We start from the raw sequence: 22,310 nt of genomic DNA, 5'->3' as shown, positions 1-22,310 counted from the left end.
GAACCACTTAAACAATAACTAAAAGGTTACCCATGGACGATAATAAACGCCCCCTCTATCTTCCGTTTGCAGGACCTGCCATTCTTGAAGCCCCGCTGATTAACAAGGGCAGTGCATTTTCTGAAGAAGAGCGTATTTTCTTTAATCTCGAAGGCTTAGTACCCTATGCCATTGAAACGATTGAGGAGCAAGCTTCTCGCGGCTACGACCAGTTTAGAAGTTTCACTAACGATCTCGACAAACATATTTACCTACGTAACATTCAAGATACTAACGAAACGCTATTTTATCGTTTAGTACAAAATAATATCAGTGAGATGATGCCCATCATCTACACCCCTACTGTCGGCTTGGCTTGTGAACGCTTCTCAAAAAACTATCGCCGCAATCGTGGTTTATTTATCTCCTATCCAAACAAAGATAGAATTGACGACATCCTCAATAACTCCACTCGCCAAAAAGTAAAAATTATCGTTGTCACCGACGGTGAACGCATTTTAGGCCTTGGCGACCAAGGGATTGGCGGCATGGGTATCCCTATCGGTAAGCTATCACTCTACACCAGTTGTGGCGGCATAAGCCCAGCCTATACTCTGCCGATCACCTTAGATGTCGGTACCGATAACCAACAACTGTTAGATGATCCTATGTATATGGGCTGGCGCCATCCGCGCATCGGCGGCGAAGAGTATGCCGAATTTATCGAAGCCTTTATGCAAGCCGTACATGTTCGTTGGCCAGATACCTTGATCCAATTCGAAGACTTTGCCCAAAAGAATGCTATGCCGCTGTTAGAGCGATATAAAGATCGCTATTGCTGCTTTAACGATGATATTCAAGGTACGGCTGCGGTTGCAGTGGGTTGTTTACTCGCCGCTTGTAAAGCTGCTGGCACAGAATTAAATCAACAACGTATCGCTTTTCTCGGTGCGGGTAGCGCCGGTTGTGGTATCGCCGAAGCTATCGTGGCGCAAATGGTGTTAGAAGGCATCAGCGATGAGCAAGCTCGTACACAAGTGTGTATGGTTGACCGTTGGGGCTTATTGTTAGACAACATGCCTAACCTATTACCCTTCCAGCAAAAGTTAGCGCAAAAATGTAATGATATTCAAAACTGGAGCAATTTCAGCGATAACATTTCGCTGCTCGATGTGGTCCACAACATTAAGCCAACCGTCCTTATTGGCGTATCTGGCGTGCCGGGTCTATTCACCGAAGAAATTATTCGCGCTATGCACAGCCATTGTGTTCGGCCGATTATTTTCCCCATGTCAAACCCCACTAGCCGTGTTGAAGCAACACCTAAAGACATCTTACATTGGACGTCTGGCCAAGCATTAGTGGCTACGGGTAGCCCGTTCGAACCTGTGATTGTTGATGGTGAAACCTTTGAGATTGCCCAGTGTAATAACAGCTTTATCTTCCCAGGTATTGGCTTAGGGGTTTTAGCCTCGGGTGCACGACATGTGTCTGATGCCATGTTAATGGCTTCAAGCCGTGCATTAGCAGAGTGCTCACCACTGGCAATTGATGGCACGGGTCCATTACTGCCAAAACTTGAAGATATCCATGCAGTAAGTAAACACATCGCCTTTGCTGTTGGTAAAGTGGCGGTAGATCAAGGTTTAACGCTGCCAATGAGCGATGAGATATTGCAGCAATCAATTGAAGGCAATTTCTGGAGTCCAGAATACCGTCGTTACAAACGCACCTCATTCTAGCCATCAGTTTGTTGCAGCTTAAGTGGCAACAAACTAGCTTAGCCAAGAAGCGTTAAAAAAGCCCCGTCACAGTGAAGTGACGGGGCTTTTTATTTCAAGTTTCAATTTACCATTAAGGTGCCATAACCTGCTTAAAACTATTAAGCATGGAGCGATCGGTACGCGCTTTTTTCAATTTTCGTAAACTTTCTTTGAGCGATTCGTCAGCTAAACGTAGAAAAATACCGTTATATTCTTGCTCTTGAATTTCACCATCGCTATCAGCTTGTTCAGAAATTTCTTGAGCGACACGGCTCAATTGCAACCAAGCATTGGCGATATAAAAACCGTGGAATGCGGCTTGCTCCATCAAATTACGGGCGCTGGCGGGTAAAGACGCCCAAGCTTGAGTAAATTTGCCTTCTCGGTCTTCTAACAATTCGGCGCACAACCCTTGATACGCTGCTAATAAACCTTCAGGCAATTTAGCCATTGGCAGCACTTTGTTGGCGACATTGTAAGAAATCTGCTCGGCAGTTTCACAGTACGCAGCTGATAATTCACTCATAAAAATCTCGATTAACCTTAATTAAAAATACACTAAAACTGACCACTAACATACAAACCATACACCCCATTACCTGCAATTGGCGTTAAGGTAATGCCTTCATAGGGTTGAGTGAAATACCAACCCGCAAGTGCGCCAATTGCAGCGCCGGCTAACACATCTTCTAAATAATGTTGGTCGCTCGCCACTCGGGTATAACCGACATAAGATGCGGCAACATAAGCAGGCAAACCATATTGCCAGCCATAACGTTGTTGAATAAACGTCGCGGCCATAAAACTGTCTGAGGTGTGTCCTGATGGAAACGAATCATCACCACTATCGTCAGGACGGTCTTTACTGACGCCATATTTTAGACCTTCAACAATTAATCGGCTTGATACTGCTGCCTGAATTAACTGCCAACTGCCGTCATAACCGTCTTCATAAAATAAGGTTGCACCCATTGCTGTGGCGGGAAGTAATAAATGCAGCACATCGCCTGATGTTTCTAAATCAGAACCTGCCCAGCTCGAGCCACTCACCATTAGCAGTGCAACATAAAGTAATTTTTTCAATGGAGATCCTTTTTAGCATAATATCCAGGGCGCAGTTTATACCTTGATAACTCGCTGAATGCAAAATTGCTTGTATCTAGGTATAAAAATATAAACGAGGGGACTAATTACGGTGCTTATGGCGGTAAAACAACGTAAAAAGCACACCTAATTGAGACCCAAAGAGTAAAGTCGTCGCTAATAACTGAAAAATGCTATCATATTGTCACCTAGCAAAAAGCCCCGCAGCAATCAATCCATGTCGACTTTAGCTCCTCCATCCCCAAGTCAATCTTATGCCAGCACCTTGTCGCGCCTCGCGCTACAAATAAAAACCTGGGGGAAAGCGCTCGGATTTGCACAAGTGGGTATTTGCGATACCGACTTAAGCGCTGAAGAAGTTAAGCTACAAACATGGCTAGATAAAGGCTATCACGGTGAAATGGCCTATATGGCAAATCACGGCATGATGCGGGCTAGGCCACAGGAATTGCATCCTAGCACAGTGCGAGTTATATCAGTGCGGATGGATTATTTACCCCCAGAGGCGGGCTTTGCTGCCAATCTCACCGACCCAAATTTAGGCTATATTTCCCGTTATGCCGGTGGCCGCGACTATCACAAATTAATCCGTGCTCGGCTTAAAAAGCTAGGCGACCAAATCAGTGCCGAGTTAGTTGCCCTCGGGTTTGATGCAGCTGATTTTCGCCCCTTTGTCGACTCAGCGCCAGTACTTGAACGCCCGTTAGCCGAAAAAGCAGGTATAGGCTGGACAGGCAAACATTCACTGATCCTCAATCACGATGCAGGCAGTTGGTTTTTTTTAGGCGAACTACTCATTAACTTACCGCTACCCGTGGATATTCCGATTCAAGAAGGTTGTAATACTTGCGTTGCTTGTATTACATCTTGTCCAACTGGTGCAATTGTAGCGCCTTATGTGGTTGATGGCAGACGCTGTATTTCTTATCTCACCATTGAACTGCAAGGCGCGATCCCCGAAGAATTTAGGCCACTCATGGGCAACCGTATTTATGGCTGTGACGACTGTCAGTTGGTCTGCCCAATCAATCGTCAAGCGCCGCTTACTGTCGAAACTGATTTTCATATTCGTCCCAAGCTAAAACAACCCGACCTACTTAATCTATTTGCTTGGTCCGAGGCCGAGTTTCTTAAACAAACTGAAGGCAGTGCGATTCGCCGAATTGGCCATAAACGTTGGCTGAGAAATATCGCCGTCGCGCTCGGTAATGCGCCCGCAAGTGAAACCATTATTGCGGCATTACACGCTCGCCAAGATAATGGAGAAGTTGATGAAATAGTACGTGAGCATATCGATTGGGCATTGAACGCCCAACAAGTGCGCCTTGCCGATAACGAACTAATCGTGCAGCAAAAAGCCCGCCGAAAAACTGAGCGTATGGTACGTATTATTGAAAAAGGTTTGCCCCGCGACGCCTAAGCTTTATTATTTTGTATTTATCTCGCGCTTAATAACATGCTATCGAATAGATAATTATCGTTACCAGCCCAAATACTGACATTAAATACTGACCATTCTCAACTCAGATTAATAAATCAATAATGGATGTCAAGGCATCCATTATTGATAGTGAGCAAGCACATTTTAAGCGAACGTATTAGCCTAAACGACGACGTAACTCCCGCGTTGCAACAACCATGTTTTTTAGTGCAGGTTCAACTTCATCCCAGGTGCGCGTTTTAAGGCCACAATCTGGGTTGACCCATAATTGACGTACTGGTACTTTTTGCGCTGCTTTTTCAATTAATTGCACTATCTCATCCACACTGGGCGTATTGGGTGAGTGGATATCATAAACACCGGGACCGATTTCATTTGGGTAAGCAAAATCTTCAAATGCGTTTAATAGCTCCATTCGTGATCGCGAAGTCTCAATGGTTATGACGTCAGCATCCATCGCAGCAATAGCGGCAATTGTGTCGTTAAACTCGCTATAACACATATGGGTATGAATTTGAGTTTCGTCAGTCACGCCTGCGGCGCTGAGTTTAAAGGCATTAACCGCCCAATCTAAATAGCCCTGCCACTCGCTGTGCTTCAATGGCAGACCTTCACGAAAAGCCGGCTCATCAATTTGAATAATGCCGATACCCGCATTTTGTAAATCCACCACTTCATCACGGATCGCCAACGCTAATTGGGTGGCTATCGCATCACGGCTAATATCTTCACGGGCAAATGACCAATGCAAAATCGTTACGGGCCCCGTTAACATCCCTTTGACTGGCTTATCTGTCAGACTTTGGGCAAACTCAGCCCAATCTACTGTCATCGCTTTGGGACGACTGACATCACCGTAAATCAATGGCGGCTTAACGCAACGCGAGCCATAACTTTGCACCCAACCATTTTTGCTAAAACCGACACCCGTTAATTGCTCTCCAAAGTACTCCACCATATCGTTACGCTCAGCTTCACCATGTACTAGCACATCAATGCCCAGTTTTAATTGGCGATCAATAGTGTCGCGGGTAACTTGTTGTAATTGCTCTGTGTACTGGGCATCGTTTAACTCGCCTTTACGCCAACGGCTACGCAAACCACGAATGGCAGGGGTTTGTGGAAAAGAGCCAATGGTGGTGGTAGGTAATAATGGCAAACGATATTTCTGCTGCTGCACACTTTGGCGCACGCTAAAACCATTCACACGCTCATAATCCGCTGCGGTTAATGCATTAACGCGATCAATAACCTGTTTATCTGCCAATTGTGCTTTAGCTTGGCGACGGGCAATGCAAAATACGGTGATTTTTTGTGCTTCATCTGAGTTAGGCGCTAATAACAGTTGGCGAATCTTACCCAGCTCTAATAATTTTTGTTTAGCAAATGCCAGTTGTTTACGTAGAACAGGCAGTAGCTTGACCTCAACATTTAAATCCACGGGGCTGTGCAGCAATGAACACGAAGTACCAATCCACAGTCGATCACCTAAATCACGGGCCACGGAGCCGATACGTTCTGCAATCAAGTCAATTTCTGCCGCCCATACGTTACGGCCATTAACCACGCCCAACGATAAAATTTGCTCGTTACCTAGTGCATTGGCAAACACCTCGAGTTGTTCGGGTGCCGTGACTAAATCTAAGTGTAAACCCGCAACAGGCAAGGCTGAAACTAAGGTTTGCTGGTGCGCAATACCACCGTAATAACTCGCCAATAGGATGTTAACCTTGGCGGTGCTGAGTGTTTGATAAGCCTCAGTAATCGCCGCTTGCCAGTGAGCATCGAGCTCTAATGCCAGTACAGGCTCATCTAGCTGCACCCACTCGACGCCTTGGGTAGCAAAGCGCGCCAAAATATCAGCATATGTAGTTAATAAATTAGGCAATAAACTTAGTTTGTCGAATTCTGTACCTACAGTTTTTGCCAGATATAAGTAACTGACTGGCCCCAATAATATCGGTTTAGCTTGGTGGCCTTGAGCTTTCGCTTCGTTAACTTCATCAAAAAACTGTTCATAAGCAATACTAAATACTTGGTTTTGCGACAACTCAGGCACTAAATAGTGATAGTTAGTATTAAAGAACTTGGTCATTTCAGAGGCTGGGGCATCTGTGCCTGTTGGTGCACGGCCACGGGCAACACGGAATAAGGTGTCTAAATCCACATTGCCTTCACCACGGTGACGTTCAGGAATCGCATTTAAAGTGGCGCTTAAAGTCAGCACTTGATCGTAAAAAGCAAAATCCCCCACAGGCACTTGCTCAATACCCGCCTCACTCTGCCATTGCCAATGAGTGCGACGAAGTTCTTCAGCTACCTCACAAAGTTGAGCTTGCGTGCTTTCTCCGCGCCAATAAGCCTCTAAGGCAAATTTCAGTTCACGACGGCGACCAATACGGGGAAATCCAAGACTATTTAGTTTCATATTCTATTTTCCTTTATTTGAAATGAGCCCTATTCGGCACGCGCACCCACTCGGTTGTGTTCTCTTGGCACTTTAAAATCTGTCTGCCGAGATAAATAACAGTAGGCGTCTGGACGTCTAGAAGTTTATTGTGTTAGTCTCTATCCCAGCAACCGAATTGATTTCAAGCACAACATGAGCGAAATTCACTTGGAGTGAACATGATCGAACTAAGACACCTGCGCACCTTAATGGCACTAAAGGAAAGTGGCAGCTTGGCGGGCGCGGCCAAAAAACGTTTTGTCACTCAGTCAGCCCTCTCACATCAAATTAAAGAATTAGAGCTGCGGATTAACTCGCCCATTTTTGTGCGTAAAAGTAAGCCGCTATCATTCACCCAAGAAGGTGCGCGATTATTACATCTGGCCGAAGAAATTTTGCCTAAGGTGTTAGAAACCGAAAGCGATCTAAAGAATGGACTTGAAACCGAAATTAATCAGTTACGAGTCGGCATTGAATGCCACAGCTGTTTTCGCTGGCTAATGCCTGTAATGGAAAAATTTAGGCAACAGCACCCACTAGCAGAGTTAAACTTGTCTAGTCGTCATCTGTTCGACTCGCTTAACGCCCTAGAAATGGGAGAGTTAGATATTGTGCTCACCTCTGACCCTGTACCTGGGCATTCATTGGCTTATCAGCATTTATTTGATTTTGAGGTGAAATTAGTAGTTGCCAACGATCATCCTTTAGCGAAAGAAGCTTATATCACCCCGAAACAATTGACGCGTTTACCGATTATCAGCTATCCAGTGCCACTGGCCCGTTTAGACATTTACCGTCACTTTTTAGAACCTGCTGGCGTTGAAGCTGGCGAGCAAAAAACCTGTGATTTAACCATGATGTTACTGCAACGTATCGCCTGCAAAGACGGTATCGCCGCGTTACCGAACTGGTCGATTAATGAGGCACATGGCTTGAGTTTAACAACGGTAAAACTGGGCGCAGAAGGTTTAAAACGTCCCTTGTTTGGCGCCTATCGCCGCCATAGTAACAATTCAGTATTGATTCAGCAGTGGTTACAATTAGTGGCAAATGAAGGGTTATCCCGTCAAAACAACGGCAATTAATTTTTTATACAATAACCAGCCTACAGAATTCAGGCTGGTTATTTGCTTTAAACTAATTATTTAATCAATGCGTTATAGAGTTTTCGAATAAAATAATTACAGCGGATTCATCAGTAAGCCACGAATAGATAATACGCGGCGCAGGATTAAACCTGCTGAATTAGGGTTACCTGTTTGGCGCAGATTGTGCGCAATCATAAACTCTTGACGTAAGTCTTGATCTAAATCTAATACCTCAAAGGCCTCTATTGTTAATGTTTGTTGCTGATTATCAATCACTGATTTAATCGCACTCAACGGGAACGGTTGTTCGGCATTAGCATTTAAATAAGCGAATGCGGTTAACGCAATAATGAGGCCAAACACACTAAATAAAGCTAAGGTTTGTACTTCGTCGGCATCAATATCAACACCTTCCATATCGACCAAACTGTCTACTGCATCCGTCGCAATATCTTCTGTTAGCTTCCAATAACCATGGACTAACTTTTTATAGGGCTGAGGCAACTCATCGAGGCGTTCTTTGAGATAAAACGCAAAGGCGTAGCGGTAGATATTCACTTGACCTAGGCGGATCAGCGCCTCTTTCAACGAACGCGCTTTGTGGTTTTCGACTACAGCCGCCTGCGCCAAATTACTGCGCATTAGCATATGAGCTGACAATGCAGGATCGCTCGAGACAATATCAATCACGTTACGAATATCACCTTCAGCAAGAATCGCCTTTTTGAGTGGAATTAAAATTCCTCGGCGGCCAATCACTTGTTCTTCATTGGCGATGATAGCGCTAACTTGAGAAAAAACCTGTTGCTCAAGATCAGTCATAAGACACTTTACACCTATTAATTTATACTGGTATTGGTTCGGTTACAGCCCATATCATACCTAAAATACTAATAATTTCAGCTATAGACAGCGCAGTAATGGCATTAGTGACGCCCATTTTTTATTCAAACTCACTAATAACTATAAATAACGACAGTTAATACAAACAACTAAAACAATATTCAAAACTATCGTGCTTTAAGATTTATTCTTTGAGCTAAGTGTAAAAATAAAAAAGCCAGACTTAGTCTGGCTTTTTTTTAAACAATTTGTCGAGTTTAGAAACGATAGCCCACGGTAAAGCGTATATCACGACCACGGCCAGAGTAGTAACTATCCCCCCAAGCCCCACCGTAATAACCTGAACTGACATAATCTTTATCAAATAGGTTATCGATGCGCAAACTCGCCAGCCAAGCATCACGGGTATAGTTAAGGGCTAAATTACTCAGTACATAACTGGCTAACTTATCACCTTCATTGCCATTATCGCCTTCGATAAAACGATCACCGGTATAAATAGCTTCGGCAAATACTTGGAAATGTTCGGCAATATCCATGCTGAGATAACCGCGCCCAGTATGCTCTGCCACCCAAGACAATTGCTTGCCATCGTTTAAACCGTCAGTAAATTCGGCATCAATATAGTTATATTCCAATCCTAGCTGCAGCGCTTGAGTAATCTGCCAATCCCAATCGGCACTCGCGCCATAGCGACGTGAAGCATCAGCATTGACATTAGCACCTGGGAAGCTACCGCCTTCTGGCGTTGGTGCGCTGGGATCAAACACGATTTCATCTTCTAAATCGAGACGATATAGGCTAACTCGTAATGTTTGGCTAGTAAGAGTCCAATCCCAGCCCGCTTCATAGGAGCGACCTGTTTGCGGCGTTAAGCCAAACACACCTTTAGGGGTATAAGCTTGCTCATCGACTTTGGCAAAACGGAAGTTATCATCGGCACGTAAATACAGTCTATGCTCGGCGCTAGGACGATAGTTTAGTCCCAGTTCAAATGCATGGGCATCTTCATCAAGATCAATACCAAGGGGATAGGCTTGCGCATCTTTTAATTCATCTTGAACCCAAGCATAACGACCACCCACAACGTAACTTAACGTAGGGCTTAAAGGCACAGTGGCATGCACATAGGCACTTTGCATTTGCTGCACATTACTGCGCTGCATGCTATCAAAATCGGCCTTACCACGACTGATATCTAAACCCGTCACTAAGTTCAGCTCACCTTGGCGCGTAGCATAATTACCGATTGCTTTGGGGCTAAACATCAGCATTGAACGCGTATTTTGGCTATTAGCCCCCCAGTTCAACGAGGACACTAAGGTATCGCTATAATCGACATCTGCGGCAAGCGCCCAGTGTTGATTAAGCTGGTGCTGATAACCCGTACGCGCCGCTGTGGTCATTTCATGAATATACTCTTGGGTATTATCAGAATGGCGTGGATTGGCTTTAAATTGCGCCTTGGTGAGTGAACCAGGGTTTTCACGATCATCATCGTAATAACTGGTTTCAATAAAAAATGAATCGGTCGCAGTTTTATACTGAATACGCCCTAAAATAGAGCCGGTTTCGTTAGCATTGTGCTCACGATAATTATCGCCTTGATTGTAGCTACCCGTTAAAAAGTAGCGCCAGTCTTTGTTGATGGCGCCTGAAATATCGCCACGGCCTTCATAGGTATCAAAGCTGCCACCAGACAGCTGCATACTACCACCGGTATTTTCAGGGGATTTAGTGACAATATTGATGACACCACCAACGGCTTGATCGCCATAAAGCACACCAGCACTGCCAGATAATATTTCGATACGATCCACTTGGTTAAGCGGAATCGCATTGAGACTTGGCGCTGCAATATCAATATTATTAAGACGACGGCCATCGAGCAAAATCAGGGTATTGTTGACCGCAGTGCTTGCGCTAAAACCGCGCATCGCAAAGCTAGTACCCATATTATTATCTGAAAGTTGAATACCGCTTTGACCGCGTAATACTTCGGTTACGCTCGTTGCGCCACTCATTTCAATGGCTGCTGCATCAATCACATTCACATTAGCAGCAATGTTTAGCGGGGTATTATCAGAGCGGCCAATAACGACGACATGCTCGTCGATTTTAGCTGTGCTGATATCGTCAGCCGCCATAGCGGGCGCGATAATTGAAAAACTGCACAGGCTACTCATTAGCAGCGCGATTTTTGTTGGATTTGTTCCCATTTTACCTTTAACTCCTGCAAGGAAAACGGGGCATTAGCGCCACGATATGCATCATTCAGTATCAAAACTGACATTGACTATCGCATTTTGAAATCTGCCCACCGAAATTTCAAAAACACCTTTAGGGCCGGTCTCCGGACTTAAGCTAGGATAATCCATTACGAATTAACACGAGACTCATCGTTCATACTACGGCTATCGAGTCCATCTTAGACCCTTCACTCACGTACGGCCGTCTCTCACTTTTTACCGTTGCGGGGGCAGTGCCTGCATTTCACAGGCTTCCCGATTATCTCGCTGCCTTAGCAGGCGAGCACCTCAGAAGGTTGACTTAATATTTAAACTGGGGTTAAAAGCAGCATATCGCTTCTTGTAACCCTTGGTACATTATACAGACTGCCCTTTGGCAGTGAACGCGCGCATTATAGACGTCTAAATGGATAAAAGTCCATTAATCCACATCAATCCTCGCAGTGATTACTCTCAAGCACTATTGTGCTCTTATGCTTAAAAATATCATCTGAAATGCAGGTCCCAAACGCAGCGGCGCCCATCAATCGAGAGCCCACCAGCATCAATAACTGAAAGATATTTAGTAGCTTATTAAACAAAATACGAAAAAGGTCACACTTTATCATTAGAGTCACATACACAGACTAGCGTCCATCATAGGGCATGTTATGCTAGGCCGCTAGAACAGCTGTTTAATGGAAGTAACAGTATGACTCGTCAAATTATTCTTGATTGCGATCCCGGGCATGATGATGCCATTGCACTTATCTTAGCCTTAGCTCACCCAGAACTTAATCCCCTTGCCGTAACGACCAGCGCAGGCAACCAAACGCCAGATAAAACCCTCAATAATGCCCTGCGGATTTTAACCCTGTTAAAGCGTAGCGATATTCCCGTGGCGGGCGGTGCCATTAAACCACTGGCACGTGAATTGATTATTGCCGACAATGTCCACGGCGAAACAGGGCTTGATGGTCCCGTATTGCCCGAACCCAGCTTTAGCCCACAAGCGATGACGGCGGTTGAGTTGATGGCGCGGCAAATTCGCCAAAGCACTCAACCCGTAACCTTAATCCCAACTGGGCCACTGACTAACATCGCACTGTTATTGGCAAGTCACAGTGAATTACACCATAAAATCGAACGCATCGTATTAATGGGCGGCGCCGCGGGCGTGGGTAATTGGACTCCTGCTGCCGAGTTTAATATTTTTGTCGATCCTGAAGCGGCGGATATGGTCTTTAAATCCGGAATTCCTATTACCATGTGCGGACTCGATGTCACCCATCAAGCGCAAATCATGGATGAAGATATAGAACGCATTCGCGCTATCCAAAATCCAATAGCCAAGTGCGTCGCAGAATTACTGGATTTCTTTATGGTTTACCACAAAGATCCTAAATGGGGCTTTATTGGCGCGCCATTGCACGACCCTTGCACTATCGCTTGGTTGCTCAAACCTGAATTATTCGAGGCACAAGATTGTTGGGTCGGCATTGAAACACAAAGCGAGCTGACCTTAGGCATGACTGTGGTTGATCGCTATCAACTCACAGGTAAACCCGCCAATGCCACTGTATTATTTGGCCTAGATAGACAAGGCTTTGTCGATTTACTGGTCGACAGTTTGCGTGTCTACGATGCCTCTTATCTCAATCGCAAAGATTGCTAACCGTGAGCGTTTTATGAGCCAGATACTGATTATCGGCAGCGCTAATGCTGATCATGTGATGAAATTTGAATACTTGCCCGGAGCGGGGCAAACCTTGATGAGCCGTGAATATCGGCTTGAACAAGGGGGAAAAGGCGCAAATCAAGCCGTCGCCTGTGCTCGCTTAGCCAAACCAGGCTCGCGCATTGATTTTATCTGCCATCTTGGGCAAGACAGTGTCGGTGATGATATGCGTCAGAACTGGATTAAAGACGGCATTAGTACTGAAGGTATCAGCCAAATAACCGGGCTAAATACCGGCACTGCGATGATATTTATCGGTGACGATGGCGAAAATACCATTGGTGTTGCAGCCGGTGCGAATGCCAGTCTGTCACCCCATGATTTAGAGAATCATACCGAGCTCTTTGCCAGTGCTCAATATTTACTAATCCAACTAGAAACCCCCGCTGCCACAGTGGCAAAAGCACTACAACTGGCTAAAAAACGCGGTATTATTACGGTATTAAACCCAGCCCCTGCAACGGCTCTTGGCAATGATTGCCTCAAGTGGGTCGATATTATTACCCCCAATGAAACAGAGGCTGAAGCCTTAAGCGGTGTGGAAATCAATGATGCCGAAGATGCACAAATGGCTGCACAACTGCTGCATCAGCAAGGTGTAGGCATTGTGGTGATAACCTTAGGCAGTCGTGGCGCATACATTAGTAGCACCGATTTTATGGGACTAGTCCCCGCGATCAACCTGCAAGCCATAGACACAGTTGCTGCTGGTGATACCTTTAATGGCGCTTTAGTTGTGGGCTTGAGCGAAGGCATGTCAATTGCAGCTGCAGTGGGGTTTGCCAATGCCGCCAGTGCCATTACCGTGACGCGCCAAGGTGCGCAACGTGCAATTCCCTATCGTCATGAGCTCCTATAATTAATGGGTATGACGTTAAGCTAAATGCAGTACTCAAACGAAAGTTGCATATACATAATTTACAAACAGATTTCATTCCCATTTAATGTAAATTGCTTATGCTCATATGCGCATGTCTGAGTCAAAACGGCTCGACTACCTTTGTTCAAATAAGGAAGTTCCAGATGAAAGCATTACGTAGCGTGACCAGTACGAGTATCATTGGCTTAGGATTACTATTTGCTAGCCAAGCAAGTGCCAACGAATGTGAACTGAAAATTGCCGCCACCGATGCAATGCAATTTGACACTAAAGAGCTATCTGTTCCTGCAAGCTGTAAAGAAGTAACCTTGACCTTAACTCATTCAGGCACTTTGCCAAAAGCTGCTATGGGCCATAACTGGGTATTAGCTAAAGCGGCAGATATGTCCGGTGTAGCAACAGATGGTATGAGTGCAGGTGCTGATGCAGCCTATGTCAAAGAGGGTGATACTCGCGTTATCGCTCATACGCCATTAGTGGGCGGCGGTGAATCAACATCTATCACGTTTAGCACTGCCGGCATGAACGCCGCCGAAGCTTATCAATTTTTCTGCACTTTCCCAGGTCACTGGGCAATTATGCAAGGCAGTTTTAAAATCAAGGCTTAATGCTTAGCTTAGTACGCTAATAAACGCTGAAAACACAAAAGGCGGATCCTAAGATCCGCCTTTTGTTATGTATCGCCAGATTGGCTGTGAGGTTCGCGTTGAACGTTCCACCACAATCAAGCTAAGCTGATAAGACAATACGAGTGAGGGTTACTCTTCGTCGAAATCATCTTGATCAAGATCTTCGGCATCAGTTGCCGCTTCAGCCGCTAATGCCGCCGCTAATTTTGCTTTAGCTTGTTTCTCTGAACGGCGCTTATTACGTTCAGTTAACGTACCTAAAAACACTTGTAATTCAGTCAAGCCCCAAGCTTGCGCTTCAGCTTCAGTTGCAAAACCATCGTGGCTTTTAGACACTACAGTTTTGGTTGATGTCATGCGACGAGTGATTTCAGTTTTCCAACCGTTGTCGCCCTGTGTTACGCGCAAATCGTATTTTTTACCCTTGCTCATTCTGCTCTATTTCCTAAATGATGCTTGTCACGTTTGTCTTATCAAGCTAACCCAACGCTCATCATAAAACAAAAGGAGCGCAGTGTACTTGATTTCGGCCTAGAAAGATCGACCAAGTGAAAATATTCATGCCAGTTTCAGCAACTCGCTCAATGAAGTAAATACCTTAACCGTTATGTTAAGTTACCACAGTGATGAACGGCGCTCGGCCGAAACTTTATTTACACTTTAAAAGTCTCTTAAGATTCAAACAATACTAACGAATGCGGTTCAGTCGTAACCCCAACTTTTTGACCAATACTTAACTGCATCATCTGACTGCGTACCTCCACATAATACGCTATCGATGCCGTCTCAACTTTGACCCAATAATGACAAAAAGCCCCTAAGAAACGCCGCTCGGTAATCATACCGACGCCTTGTTCATCGGCATTAATCGTTAATTGCTGTGGCCGTAAAAATACCATGCCACTAAATTCATTCAAGAACGCTAATGGTGTAAGACTGGTTAAATCACCGATGGGAGTCGCCACACTATGTCTATCCAGCACTGCGGCAGGTAAATAGTTACCACTGCCTAAAAAGTCCGCCACATAACGGCTATTGGGTGCTGAATATAGGGTTTCTGCACTGCCATGCTGCACTATGACGCCTTGGTTAAGAATGGCTAATGTATCTGCAAAAACAAAGGCTTCGTCTTTGCTGTGAGTTACAAATACCGCACTTACATTACGTTGTTTTAAGATGCTACGGATTTCTGCCATCATCTCATAGCGCACTTGGGCATCGATGTTAGAAAAAGGCTCATCCAGTAACAGTAACTGTGGCTCGTAGGCGAGTGCGCGCGCAATTGAGACCCTTTGCTGCTGACCACCAGATAATTCATGGGGATAACGCTTAGCTAATCCTTCGAGTTTAACTAAAGTTAGCATGTCATCTAACCGCACTAGACGCTCAGCGGCCGACAATTTAGCCACACCAAAGAGGATATTCTCCGCCACAGTTAAATGCGGAAAAAGAGCGTAGTCTTGGAAAATCATACCAATACCGCGCTGCTCACTGGGCACAAACGCACTATCGCCACTCACCATTTGGCCATTAATGTGGATTTCACCTTGGCTAATCGTCTGTAATCCGGCAACCGCACGTAGTAATGTGGTTTTACCACAGCCACTTGGGCCTAATAGCGCAAGGATTTCCCCTTGGCCCAGCGTTAAACTCAAGCCTTGAAGCACTTGCTGGCCCTGATAATCACTATGAACTTGCTGAAGTTTAAGCGTATTTGTCATCAGCTATGTTGCTCCAATGAACGGTTTAAATAAATAAGTGGTACTAAACCTACCAGTACAATAACGACCGCGGCTAAGGCGCCGTGCTCGAGCTTCTCATCGGATACAAACTGGAATACGTAGGTAGCAAGATTTTCAAAACCGATAGGTCGCAGTAGTAATGCGGCGGGTAATTCCTTCATACTTTCAATAAAAACTAATAAAGCACCAGAAAATAACCCCTTGGCGAGTAAAGGAAAATGCACCCGCCACAGAAGTTGCCTTGGGCTTTGCCCCATCGTAAGGCTCACCATATCTAACGATGGTGAAATACGTTTATAACTGTTTTCGACACTGCCGATGGCTATCGCGACAAAACGCACACAAAAGGCAAAAATCAATGCTACCACACTGCCCGTTAAGATAAGTCCAGGGCCTTTTATACCCATCACATCGGCTACATCGTTAATGGCAAAATCAAGCATAGTGAGCGGTACTAATACCCCGATCGCCAACACAGTACCCGGTAAGGCATAACCCATTGAGGCTAAACGTGAGGGTAAGGCATCACTCGGTCTTGGGCTACTACGTCGCACAAACATCAACAGTAAGGCGATTAAACAACAAATTAAGCTCGTTATAAGCGCAAGGCTTAAACTGTTAACACTCAATTGCCAAAAGCGTTCATCCCAACTTTGCTCAAAATAACCAATGGCATAAGATAATAAAATACTAAAGGGCAATACAAAGGCGAACAATAACAGCGTGCAACAAAAGCTGAGCGCGACTGCTGTTTGTACCGCCGTAAGTGGATATAAATCTGTGGCCTGAATGCGCGATTGCTTCTGAAATAGCTGCTGCTTACGACGAGCAAAGCGCTCAAAGCCAATGAGACTAAACACCACCAGCAAAATAATCGCCGAGAGCTTAGCTGCGGCGGTTAAATTACCGTAACCCAACCAAGTATCGTACACAGCCGTCGTTAAGGTGGGCACCGCAAAATAACTAACCGTGGCAAAATCGGCAGCCGTTTCCATCGCCACTAACGCCACACCAACGGCGAGCGCAGGCCTTGCCATAGGTAAAGATAAGCGCCAAAAACTTTGCCATGGCGAACAGCCCATAATGCGCGAAGCATGCGCCAAACTTAAGGACTGCTCCATAAACGCGGTGCGCGCTAAGAGATAAATATAGGGAAATAGCACTAGCGATAACATACAAATTGCACCACCTAAGGTGCGAATATCGGGGAAAAAATAATCCTGCGGTGAGCTCCAGCCAAATATCGACCGTAAACTGCGCTGCACTGGCCCCGCATAATCGAGTAAATCAGTATAAACGTAGGCGACAATATATCCCGGCATCGCTAGGGGCAATAAGAGCGCCCATTGCAGATAACGCCTGCCGAAAAACTCACAGCGCGCGATAAGCCAAGCACAAGGTATCGCTAATAGTAGCGATCCTAAACTCACCCCTAAAATCAGCAGTAAACTATTACGAATATAAGTCGGTAGAACCGTTGCCAGTAAGTGACCGAATACGGCTTCATCGGGCTGTAATGCTTGAAATATAAGCGCAAAAAGAGGCAGCACCAGTAATGCAGCCACGGCATAACCAGCAAGCGACCAGCTTCTGGCCAGTCCTAAAATCATGTCAATCCTTAAAAATTACAGCGCCAATAAATGGCGCTGATAAACTCATCAATATTGTATGTCTAAAACCAGAAATTAGAGATCAAACTGCACTTCATCTAACAGTTTTACCGCCGCTTGGTGGTACTCTGCTAATTTAAAAATAGGCATTTGATCAGATTTAAATTGCCCCCAAGAGGCCACTAATGGCGAAGGCACAACATCCGTTTTTACTGGGTATTCCATATTGATATCGGCATAAGCCTTTTGAGCCACATCTGCTGATAAAAACTCCATCAATTTAATGGCGTTTGCTTTATTAGGGCTATAGCGGGCTAATGCCATACCTGACACATTAACATGGGCACCGCGATCGGCTTGATTGGGGAAGTTAATCGTTACGGCTTCTGCAATAATTTTTTGCTCAGGGTCTTTCAGCATGTTGCCATAGTAATAGCTATTACCTAAGGCGATATCACATACGCCTTCTTTAACTGCAGCAATTTGCCCTCTATCGTTACCTTGTGGCTTACGCGCTAAGTTAGCCTTTACGCCTTGTAACCATGTTTTCGCTTCGGCCTCGCCATGGTGAGCAATCATCGAAGCTACCAGTGCGATATTGTATGGATGTTTACCACTGCGGGTACAAATTTTACCTTTGTACTTAGGATCGGCCAATTCCTCATAGGTCATTTGCTGTGGGCCTAAACGATCCTTCGCGGTATAGAGATTTCGAACACGCATCGTTAGGGCATACCATTGGCCGTCGGGATCGCGATATTGTACCGGTATATTATTTTCTAATAGCGTACTCTTAACTGGAGAAGTCAGATCTTTATCGACCAACTCTACCAAACGAGAAAAATCTGAGGTCAATACTAAATCAGCCGGTGATAAGCGGCCTTCACGGGCGATACGCTCAGCAATACCGTCTTTAGCAAACACCACATCCACACCAATACCCGTTTCGTCAGTAAAGCGCTGAATAATAGGCTCCACTAAGAAGGCTTGCCGATACGAATAAACCGTTAGCTTATCTTCTGCATTTGCCGAATACCCTATCGACGTGAGTCCAACAACCGCTGCACAAGTTACCCATTTCATGACTGACACCCCATAGTTATAACGTATTCGACGAATTAAAAGACAACAGCATTAGTGATAATGCTTATCAGTTAGTTAAGGGTAATGGATACTAAATAGGAGAGCAAGAGGCTATTTAACATTTTGTTTTTAATAGATTTAAGTTGAAAAAATGGCGATTATCTCAAATCTAACTAAACTGAACCTTAATTTGCATAAAATATTTATAGAGGTCGTTATGTTTACTCTGTTATTGCTCGGTATCGCCGCACTAGCACTCGTTGGGTTCGTTAAACACTATAATGGCACCCCAAAACGGCATAAACCTTATGTTAAAGTGAGGACTCCACACGCCAACGAATCTAAATCACAGCCACTTCAACCCGATAACTTCCACAGTGTGAGCATAGTGAATGACGGTCATTGCTGTGAGCAAATAACCGCCATTTCAGGTAAACGGTTTTTATCAAAAGATGCACCTGAAATTCCCATGGAAGACTGCACTGTAACAAACTGCCAATGTCGCTATCAACACTATGACGATAGACGTCAATTGGGCAATGACCGCAGGATAGGGTTTGGAGTAACACGAGATTTATTCGGCGCTTTTGGTGAACAAAACCGCCGTGACAGGCCTATGGGTAGACGCGCAACCGATAGCTGAATGATTTGTCTTAGTACCTAGTTAGTACCTAGCCTTAGTACGGACGAGTTTGAATAAAAGCAGGTAGGTCACGCATCTCACCAAACCAAAGTGCTGTGGCAGGAGCGACTTTACGCCAATCTAACCCAGAATGCCTAAAATCCACATAATCGAGCAGACAAATTAAAGCCAGTTGCGGGGCTTGGATCGTTGTTTGAGTGATCACGGTTTGAAGCTCAATCTGCATTAGCCCACGCAGCAATGCTTGCTCAAAACGAGAGGTCCAAAAAGCGGATCTTACCCCTTCTTCTTGTCGCATCTGCTCTTGGCGTAATTTTACTGCACTATCGATTAGGCCTTTCACTAAAGAATACTGGCACTCCAGAAGCCAATTGCCGCTTGAAGCACCAAACATCTGCCGATCACCCAATTCAGTATCGAGATAACGCATAATGACTTCGCTATCAAATAGCGCCATGCCATCATTAGTGATAAGACATGGAATTTGTCCTAATGGATTGGCATCAAGCAATTCGGCTGTATTATCAAAGGGATTAACCAGTAACTCTTCAATATTATTAATCCCCAAATGTTGGATTAACACGCGAACACATCGGGCATAGGGCGATGCTTTAGAGCTTAACAACCTCATTAAAATATCCTTATATTAAAATACTTAAATTATTAAATATGCTGTTTAAGCACAACGTAAGCGAGTTTAGCATCGCTATTTGCAAATGCAGATCACCAGTATTTCTCAACGGTGATGTGTCCAGGCGCTCGGCGTAGATTCTTAGCCAAACCTTTGTTAAGTAACGCTGCTTGCGCGCCGTTAATCATACCGGGATTACCACAAATCATCACTTGAGAATCGCCAGCGCTTAACCTTATCTCCGCTTTATCTTCAATTTCACCCGACACCAAACCATCGGGAATACGGCACTGTAAAGCATCGTTAATTGATTCACGGGTCACGCTTAAAATAAGCTTAAACTGCTCAGGATATTGTTGTTCTAATCCACGCAGTTTATCAAGATAAGCTAAATCCTGTGCCTCACGCACACCGTAGACTAACACCACCTTTTCGAAACGTTGCCACGGCTCGGCCGTATCGAGCATAGACAGAAAAGGCCCTACTGCGGTTCCTGTTGCCAAAAACCACAAGTGTTTACCTTGAAGTTTGCCTTTAGGGATCTCATCTAAGGTCATAAAACCTGTCGCGGTGGGCGTAATGTCAATTTCATCACCAATGGACAGCCTGTGTAACTGGGGAGACAGTAGACCGTCCTCTACCGCAACGGCGAGTATTTCGGCATAGGGTTTATCGGGAGAGTTGACTAAGGAGTAGGCTCTGGCGACTCGTTTATCGCCTTGCATTTGACTCAGCTTAATAAACTGACCGGGTATGAATGGGGCTAACTCGGTGGCTATTCGCAGTGAAAATAACTTATCACTCCAATCAATACGCTCTATAACTTGTCCACTAATCCACATAACTTGCCCTCAAGCGAAACGTTAGATAGACCCTAGCATAGACTGTTATCCACACAACAAAAACCCCTTATTTCAAGGGGCTCTTTACCTAAAAATGTTTAATAAAACATTAGCTTTAATCGGCTTGGGTATCTTGCGATTTTGGCTTAATACTATCTCTAAAAGCTTGTAGACCGTCTTGTACTAGAGCATAAGTTTTATCAACACCCGTGGCGATATCTCCCTGCAGCACTTTAAGGCCAGATAAAATATCCTTTGCATCCTTAAAACCACTATCAATAGCACCACCAATAATGCCCATAAAACTCTCAAGTTGGTCGTCTAGATTCATACCTGAATGTTGCTGCTGATGAACACTAAAAAACTTAGTCGCAAAGCTCACAATCCGCTCTGCGGTGGCTTCAGGTGAAGTATCGACGCCATTGTCATAAACGGTTTGAATGGCGTTCTCTCCCATCGTTGGCGCTAACTCTTTATTAATCGACTCTATCGCAGCACGATAAAGTAATACCATAGACTGGTCACCGGATTTAATATTGACGTCCTGCTGCGCCGATAAGATCGCCTGATTCATCAGTTGTTTACTTGTTTGCTGAGCGGTTTGCTTAGAGGTAACTTTAGGTTCTTTTAAATCACTCACATCGGTATTCTTAGGCGCCGCGTTTTCAGCATATTTTTTCTGTGGCAAAGCTGTACTTTGCACTTGGGGAGATTTATTAATTTCCATGATGGCTTCCATTCAGCTCAAGTTAATTTGATTATTGGGTTAACTTAATTATCGACCAAAATTCAACCAGCTTTAGTAATTTTTAGAATTGAAGTACCATCGAAGCCATAAGGTTCTGATATACCCTGCATAAGTTAGCTATTTTTATGACCGCTAATACATCGCTGTTGCCAAACTGATTACCCATAAATGCTAATAAAGGATATTACACAATGGCAGTAAGTCGTCTCATTAATCATGTGGTTAAATGTCATTCACTGATGTGTATAAAACGATTTAACCTACTGGCGTTTATTATATTCATGAGTCTAAATATCGCGCCGATGAGCCAAGCTAATGCGGAAAATCGATTGATAATTATTATCAGACATGCCGAAAAAGCTAATGTGTCAGCGAAGGACCCACCCTTGTCTCCTCAGGGAGTCATGCGCGCGACGTCACTGATTACTGCTCTACATCGCACGCCGCTATCGCAACTCGTTGCAACACAGTATCAGCGGACCCAGCAAACGCTTGCGCCCATCGCTGAGGAACGCCATTTACCGGTAACAATAGTGGAGGCTGCCAATCCTATCGAACAACATATTCAGCATATTGTTGAGCAAGTGCATGCCGTGCAAGGTAATACACTGATTGCAGGTCACTCCGACACTGTGCCGCTCATCATCAAAGCCCTTGGCGGGCCTGAAATCCAAGCGATTAATGAAGATGATTACAGCCAGCTGTTTATACTCTCGCTTAATGATGGACAACCAGCGAGCCTAATCGCGACCCGTTACGGACAAGAATAAGGACAATAATATGAGTAAGCTCAATGTTATGTAGGGGCTGGATCTGTTTTCTGCACTCTTTTGGATTCTGGTAGTTCTTGGGTTCTAGTGCTCATCGAT

General features: G+C 44.8%; 20 protein-coding genes and 1 riboswitch. Of the genes, 8 read left to right on the top strand and 12 right to left on the bottom strand.

The genetic code is table 11. The features are described 5' to 3' along the window. Window positions 1-32 precede the first annotated feature (32 nt). Window positions 33-1,721, top strand: coding sequence for an NAD-dependent malic enzyme (locus tag L2717_RS07805; protein ID WP_220773164.1), 1,689 nt, complete (start codon window positions 33-35; stop codon window positions 1,719-1,721). Between the two features lie 112 nt (window positions 1,722-1,833). On the opposite strand, the gene L2717_RS07800 is transcribed toward L2717_RS07805, so the two are convergent. Continuing rightward, window positions 1,834-2,268, bottom strand: coding sequence for a DUF3069 domain-containing protein (locus L2717_RS07800; protein ID WP_220773165.1), 435 nt, complete (start codon window positions 2,266-2,268; stop codon window positions 1,834-1,836). Between the two features lie 32 nt (window positions 2,269-2,300). Next, window positions 2,301-2,825, bottom strand: coding sequence for a phosphatase PAP2 family protein (locus L2717_RS07795; RefSeq protein ID WP_076497887.1), 525 nt, complete (start codon window positions 2,823-2,825; stop codon window positions 2,301-2,303). A 238-nt stretch (window positions 2,826-3,063) separates the two neighbouring features. Here L2717_RS07795 and queG point away from each other — a divergent pair, with 238 nt between their 5' ends. Beyond that, a complete protein-coding gene (queG, locus tag L2717_RS07790) occupies window positions 3,064-4,266 on the top strand; it encodes a tRNA epoxyqueuosine(34) reductase QueG (RefSeq protein WP_220773166.1) in 1,203 nt (400 codons plus the stop codon). A 178-nt stretch (window positions 4,267-4,444) separates the two neighbouring features. Here the strand turns inward: queG and metE are convergent, their stop codons facing one another. Beyond that, window positions 4,445-6,715 carry a 5-methyltetrahydropteroyltriglutamate--homocysteine S-methyltransferase gene (gene metE / locus L2717_RS07785; RefSeq protein ID WP_220773167.1) on the bottom strand — a complete coding sequence of 757 codons (2,271 nt, stop codon included), beginning with the start codon at window positions 6,713-6,715 and terminating at the stop codon, window positions 4,445-4,447. Between the two features lie 200 nt (window positions 6,716-6,915). On the opposite strand from metE, the gene L2717_RS07780 reads away from it, so the two are divergent. Then, the gene (locus tag L2717_RS07780; protein ID WP_220773168.1) at window positions 6,916-7,821 is read left to right on the top strand and encodes a LysR family transcriptional regulator; all 906 of its coding nucleotides are present in this window, start codon (window positions 6,916-6,918) and stop codon (window positions 7,819-7,821) included. A 96-nt stretch (window positions 7,822-7,917) separates the two neighbouring features. On the opposite strand, the gene L2717_RS07775 is transcribed toward L2717_RS07780, so the two are convergent. After that, on the bottom strand, window positions 7,918-8,646 hold the full coding sequence (locus tag L2717_RS07775) for an HDOD domain-containing protein (protein ID WP_220773169.1): 729 nt from the start codon (window positions 8,644-8,646) through the stop codon (window positions 7,918-7,920). 278 nt (window positions 8,647-8,924) lie between these two features. Then, a complete protein-coding gene (locus tag L2717_RS07770; RefSeq protein WP_248938022.1) occupies window positions 8,925-10,886 on the bottom strand; it encodes a TonB-dependent receptor in 1,962 nt (653 codons plus the stop codon). 108 nt (window positions 10,887-10,994) lie between these two features. Beyond that, a riboswitch (cobalamin riboswitch) is annotated at window positions 10,995-11,222 on the bottom strand. A 385-nt stretch (window positions 11,223-11,607) separates the two neighbouring features. Here L2717_RS07770 and rihA point away from each other — a divergent pair. The 3 genes from rihA to azu all read left to right on the top strand — a co-directional run bounded on the left by rihA (window position 11,608) and on the right by azu (window position 14,121). Further along, window positions 11,608-12,570, top strand: coding sequence for a pyrimidine-specific ribonucleoside hydrolase RihA (gene rihA, locus L2717_RS07765; RefSeq protein ID WP_220773171.1), 963 nt, complete (start codon window positions 11,608-11,610; stop codon window positions 12,568-12,570). Window positions 12,571-12,583: 13 nt separating this feature from the next. Then, window positions 12,584-13,492: a ribokinase gene (gene rbsK / locus L2717_RS07760; RefSeq protein WP_220773172.1), complete on the top strand. Its 909-nt coding sequence runs from the start codon at window positions 12,584-12,586 to the stop codon at window positions 13,490-13,492. 164 nt (window positions 13,493-13,656) lie between these two features. Next, a complete protein-coding gene (gene azu, locus L2717_RS07755) occupies window positions 13,657-14,121 on the top strand; it encodes an azurin (RefSeq protein WP_220773173.1) in 465 nt (154 codons plus the stop codon). Window positions 14,122-14,271: 150 nt separating this feature from the next. On the opposite strand, the gene L2717_RS07750 is transcribed toward azu, so the two are convergent. The 4 genes from L2717_RS07750 to L2717_RS07735 all read right to left on the bottom strand — a co-directional run bounded on the left by L2717_RS07750 (window position 14,272) and on the right by L2717_RS07735 (window position 18,577). Continuing rightward, the gene (locus tag L2717_RS07750; RefSeq protein ID WP_220773174.1) at window positions 14,272-14,574 is read right to left on the bottom strand and encodes a DUF3622 domain-containing protein; all 303 of its coding nucleotides are present in this window, start codon (window positions 14,572-14,574) and stop codon (window positions 14,272-14,274) included. A gap of 239 nt (window positions 14,575-14,813) precedes the next feature. Then, window positions 14,814-15,863, bottom strand: coding sequence for an ABC transporter ATP-binding protein (locus tag L2717_RS07745; protein ID WP_220773175.1), 1,050 nt, complete (start codon window positions 15,861-15,863; stop codon window positions 14,814-14,816). Then, the gene (locus L2717_RS07740; RefSeq protein ID WP_220773176.1) at window positions 15,863-17,494 is read right to left on the bottom strand and encodes an ABC transporter permease; all 1,632 of its coding nucleotides are present in this window, start codon (window positions 17,492-17,494) and stop codon (window positions 15,863-15,865) included. The genes L2717_RS07745 and L2717_RS07740 overlap by 1 nt, the downstream gene beginning before the upstream one ends. A gap of 75 nt (window positions 17,495-17,569) precedes the next feature. Continuing rightward, complete coding sequence (locus L2717_RS07735) at window positions 17,570-18,577, bottom strand: Fe(3+) ABC transporter substrate-binding protein (protein ID WP_220773177.1); 1,008 nt, start codon at window positions 18,575-18,577, stop codon at window positions 17,570-17,572. A 217-nt stretch (window positions 18,578-18,794) separates the two neighbouring features. Here L2717_RS07735 and L2717_RS07730 point away from each other — a divergent pair, with 217 nt between their 5' ends. Beyond that, complete coding sequence (locus L2717_RS07730) at window positions 18,795-19,220, top strand: hypothetical protein (protein ID WP_220773178.1); 426 nt, start codon at window positions 18,795-18,797, stop codon at window positions 19,218-19,220. A gap of 34 nt (window positions 19,221-19,254) precedes the next feature. Here L2717_RS07730 and L2717_RS07725 read toward each other — a convergent pair whose 3' ends face one another. The 3 genes from L2717_RS07725 to L2717_RS07715 all read right to left on the bottom strand — a co-directional run bounded on the left by L2717_RS07725 (window position 19,255) and on the right by L2717_RS07715 (window position 21,420). After that, window positions 19,255-19,851 carry a glutathione S-transferase gene (locus L2717_RS07725; RefSeq protein ID WP_220773179.1) on the bottom strand — a complete coding sequence of 199 codons (597 nt, stop codon included), beginning with the start codon at window positions 19,849-19,851 and terminating at the stop codon, window positions 19,255-19,257. 92 nt (window positions 19,852-19,943) lie between these two features. Then, window positions 19,944-20,693 carry a ferredoxin--NADP reductase gene (locus L2717_RS07720; protein ID WP_220773180.1) on the bottom strand — a complete coding sequence of 250 codons (750 nt, stop codon included), beginning with the start codon at window positions 20,691-20,693 and terminating at the stop codon, window positions 19,944-19,946. Between the two features lie 115 nt (window positions 20,694-20,808). Further along, window positions 20,809-21,420, bottom strand: a complete 612-nt coding sequence (locus L2717_RS07715) for a DUF5610 domain-containing protein (RefSeq protein ID WP_220773181.1) — start codon at window positions 21,418-21,420, stop codon at window positions 20,809-20,811. Window positions 21,421-21,632: 212 nt separating this feature from the next. Between L2717_RS07715 and L2717_RS07710 the strand changes: the two genes are divergently transcribed. Further along, window positions 21,633-22,211, top strand: coding sequence for a histidine phosphatase family protein (locus L2717_RS07710; RefSeq protein WP_220773182.1), 579 nt, complete (start codon window positions 21,633-21,635; stop codon window positions 22,209-22,211). Window positions 22,212-22,310 lie beyond the last annotated feature (99 nt).

Origin of the sequence: Shewanella glacialipiscicola (genome assembly GCF_023283485.1) — a bacterium.
In the GTDB taxonomy this organism is placed as follows: Bacteria; Pseudomonadota; Gammaproteobacteria; order Enterobacterales; family Shewanellaceae; genus Shewanella; species Shewanella glacialipiscicola.
Note: the sequence above shows the minus strand (reverse complement) of the source record. Positions and strands in the feature narration are given on the sequence as shown.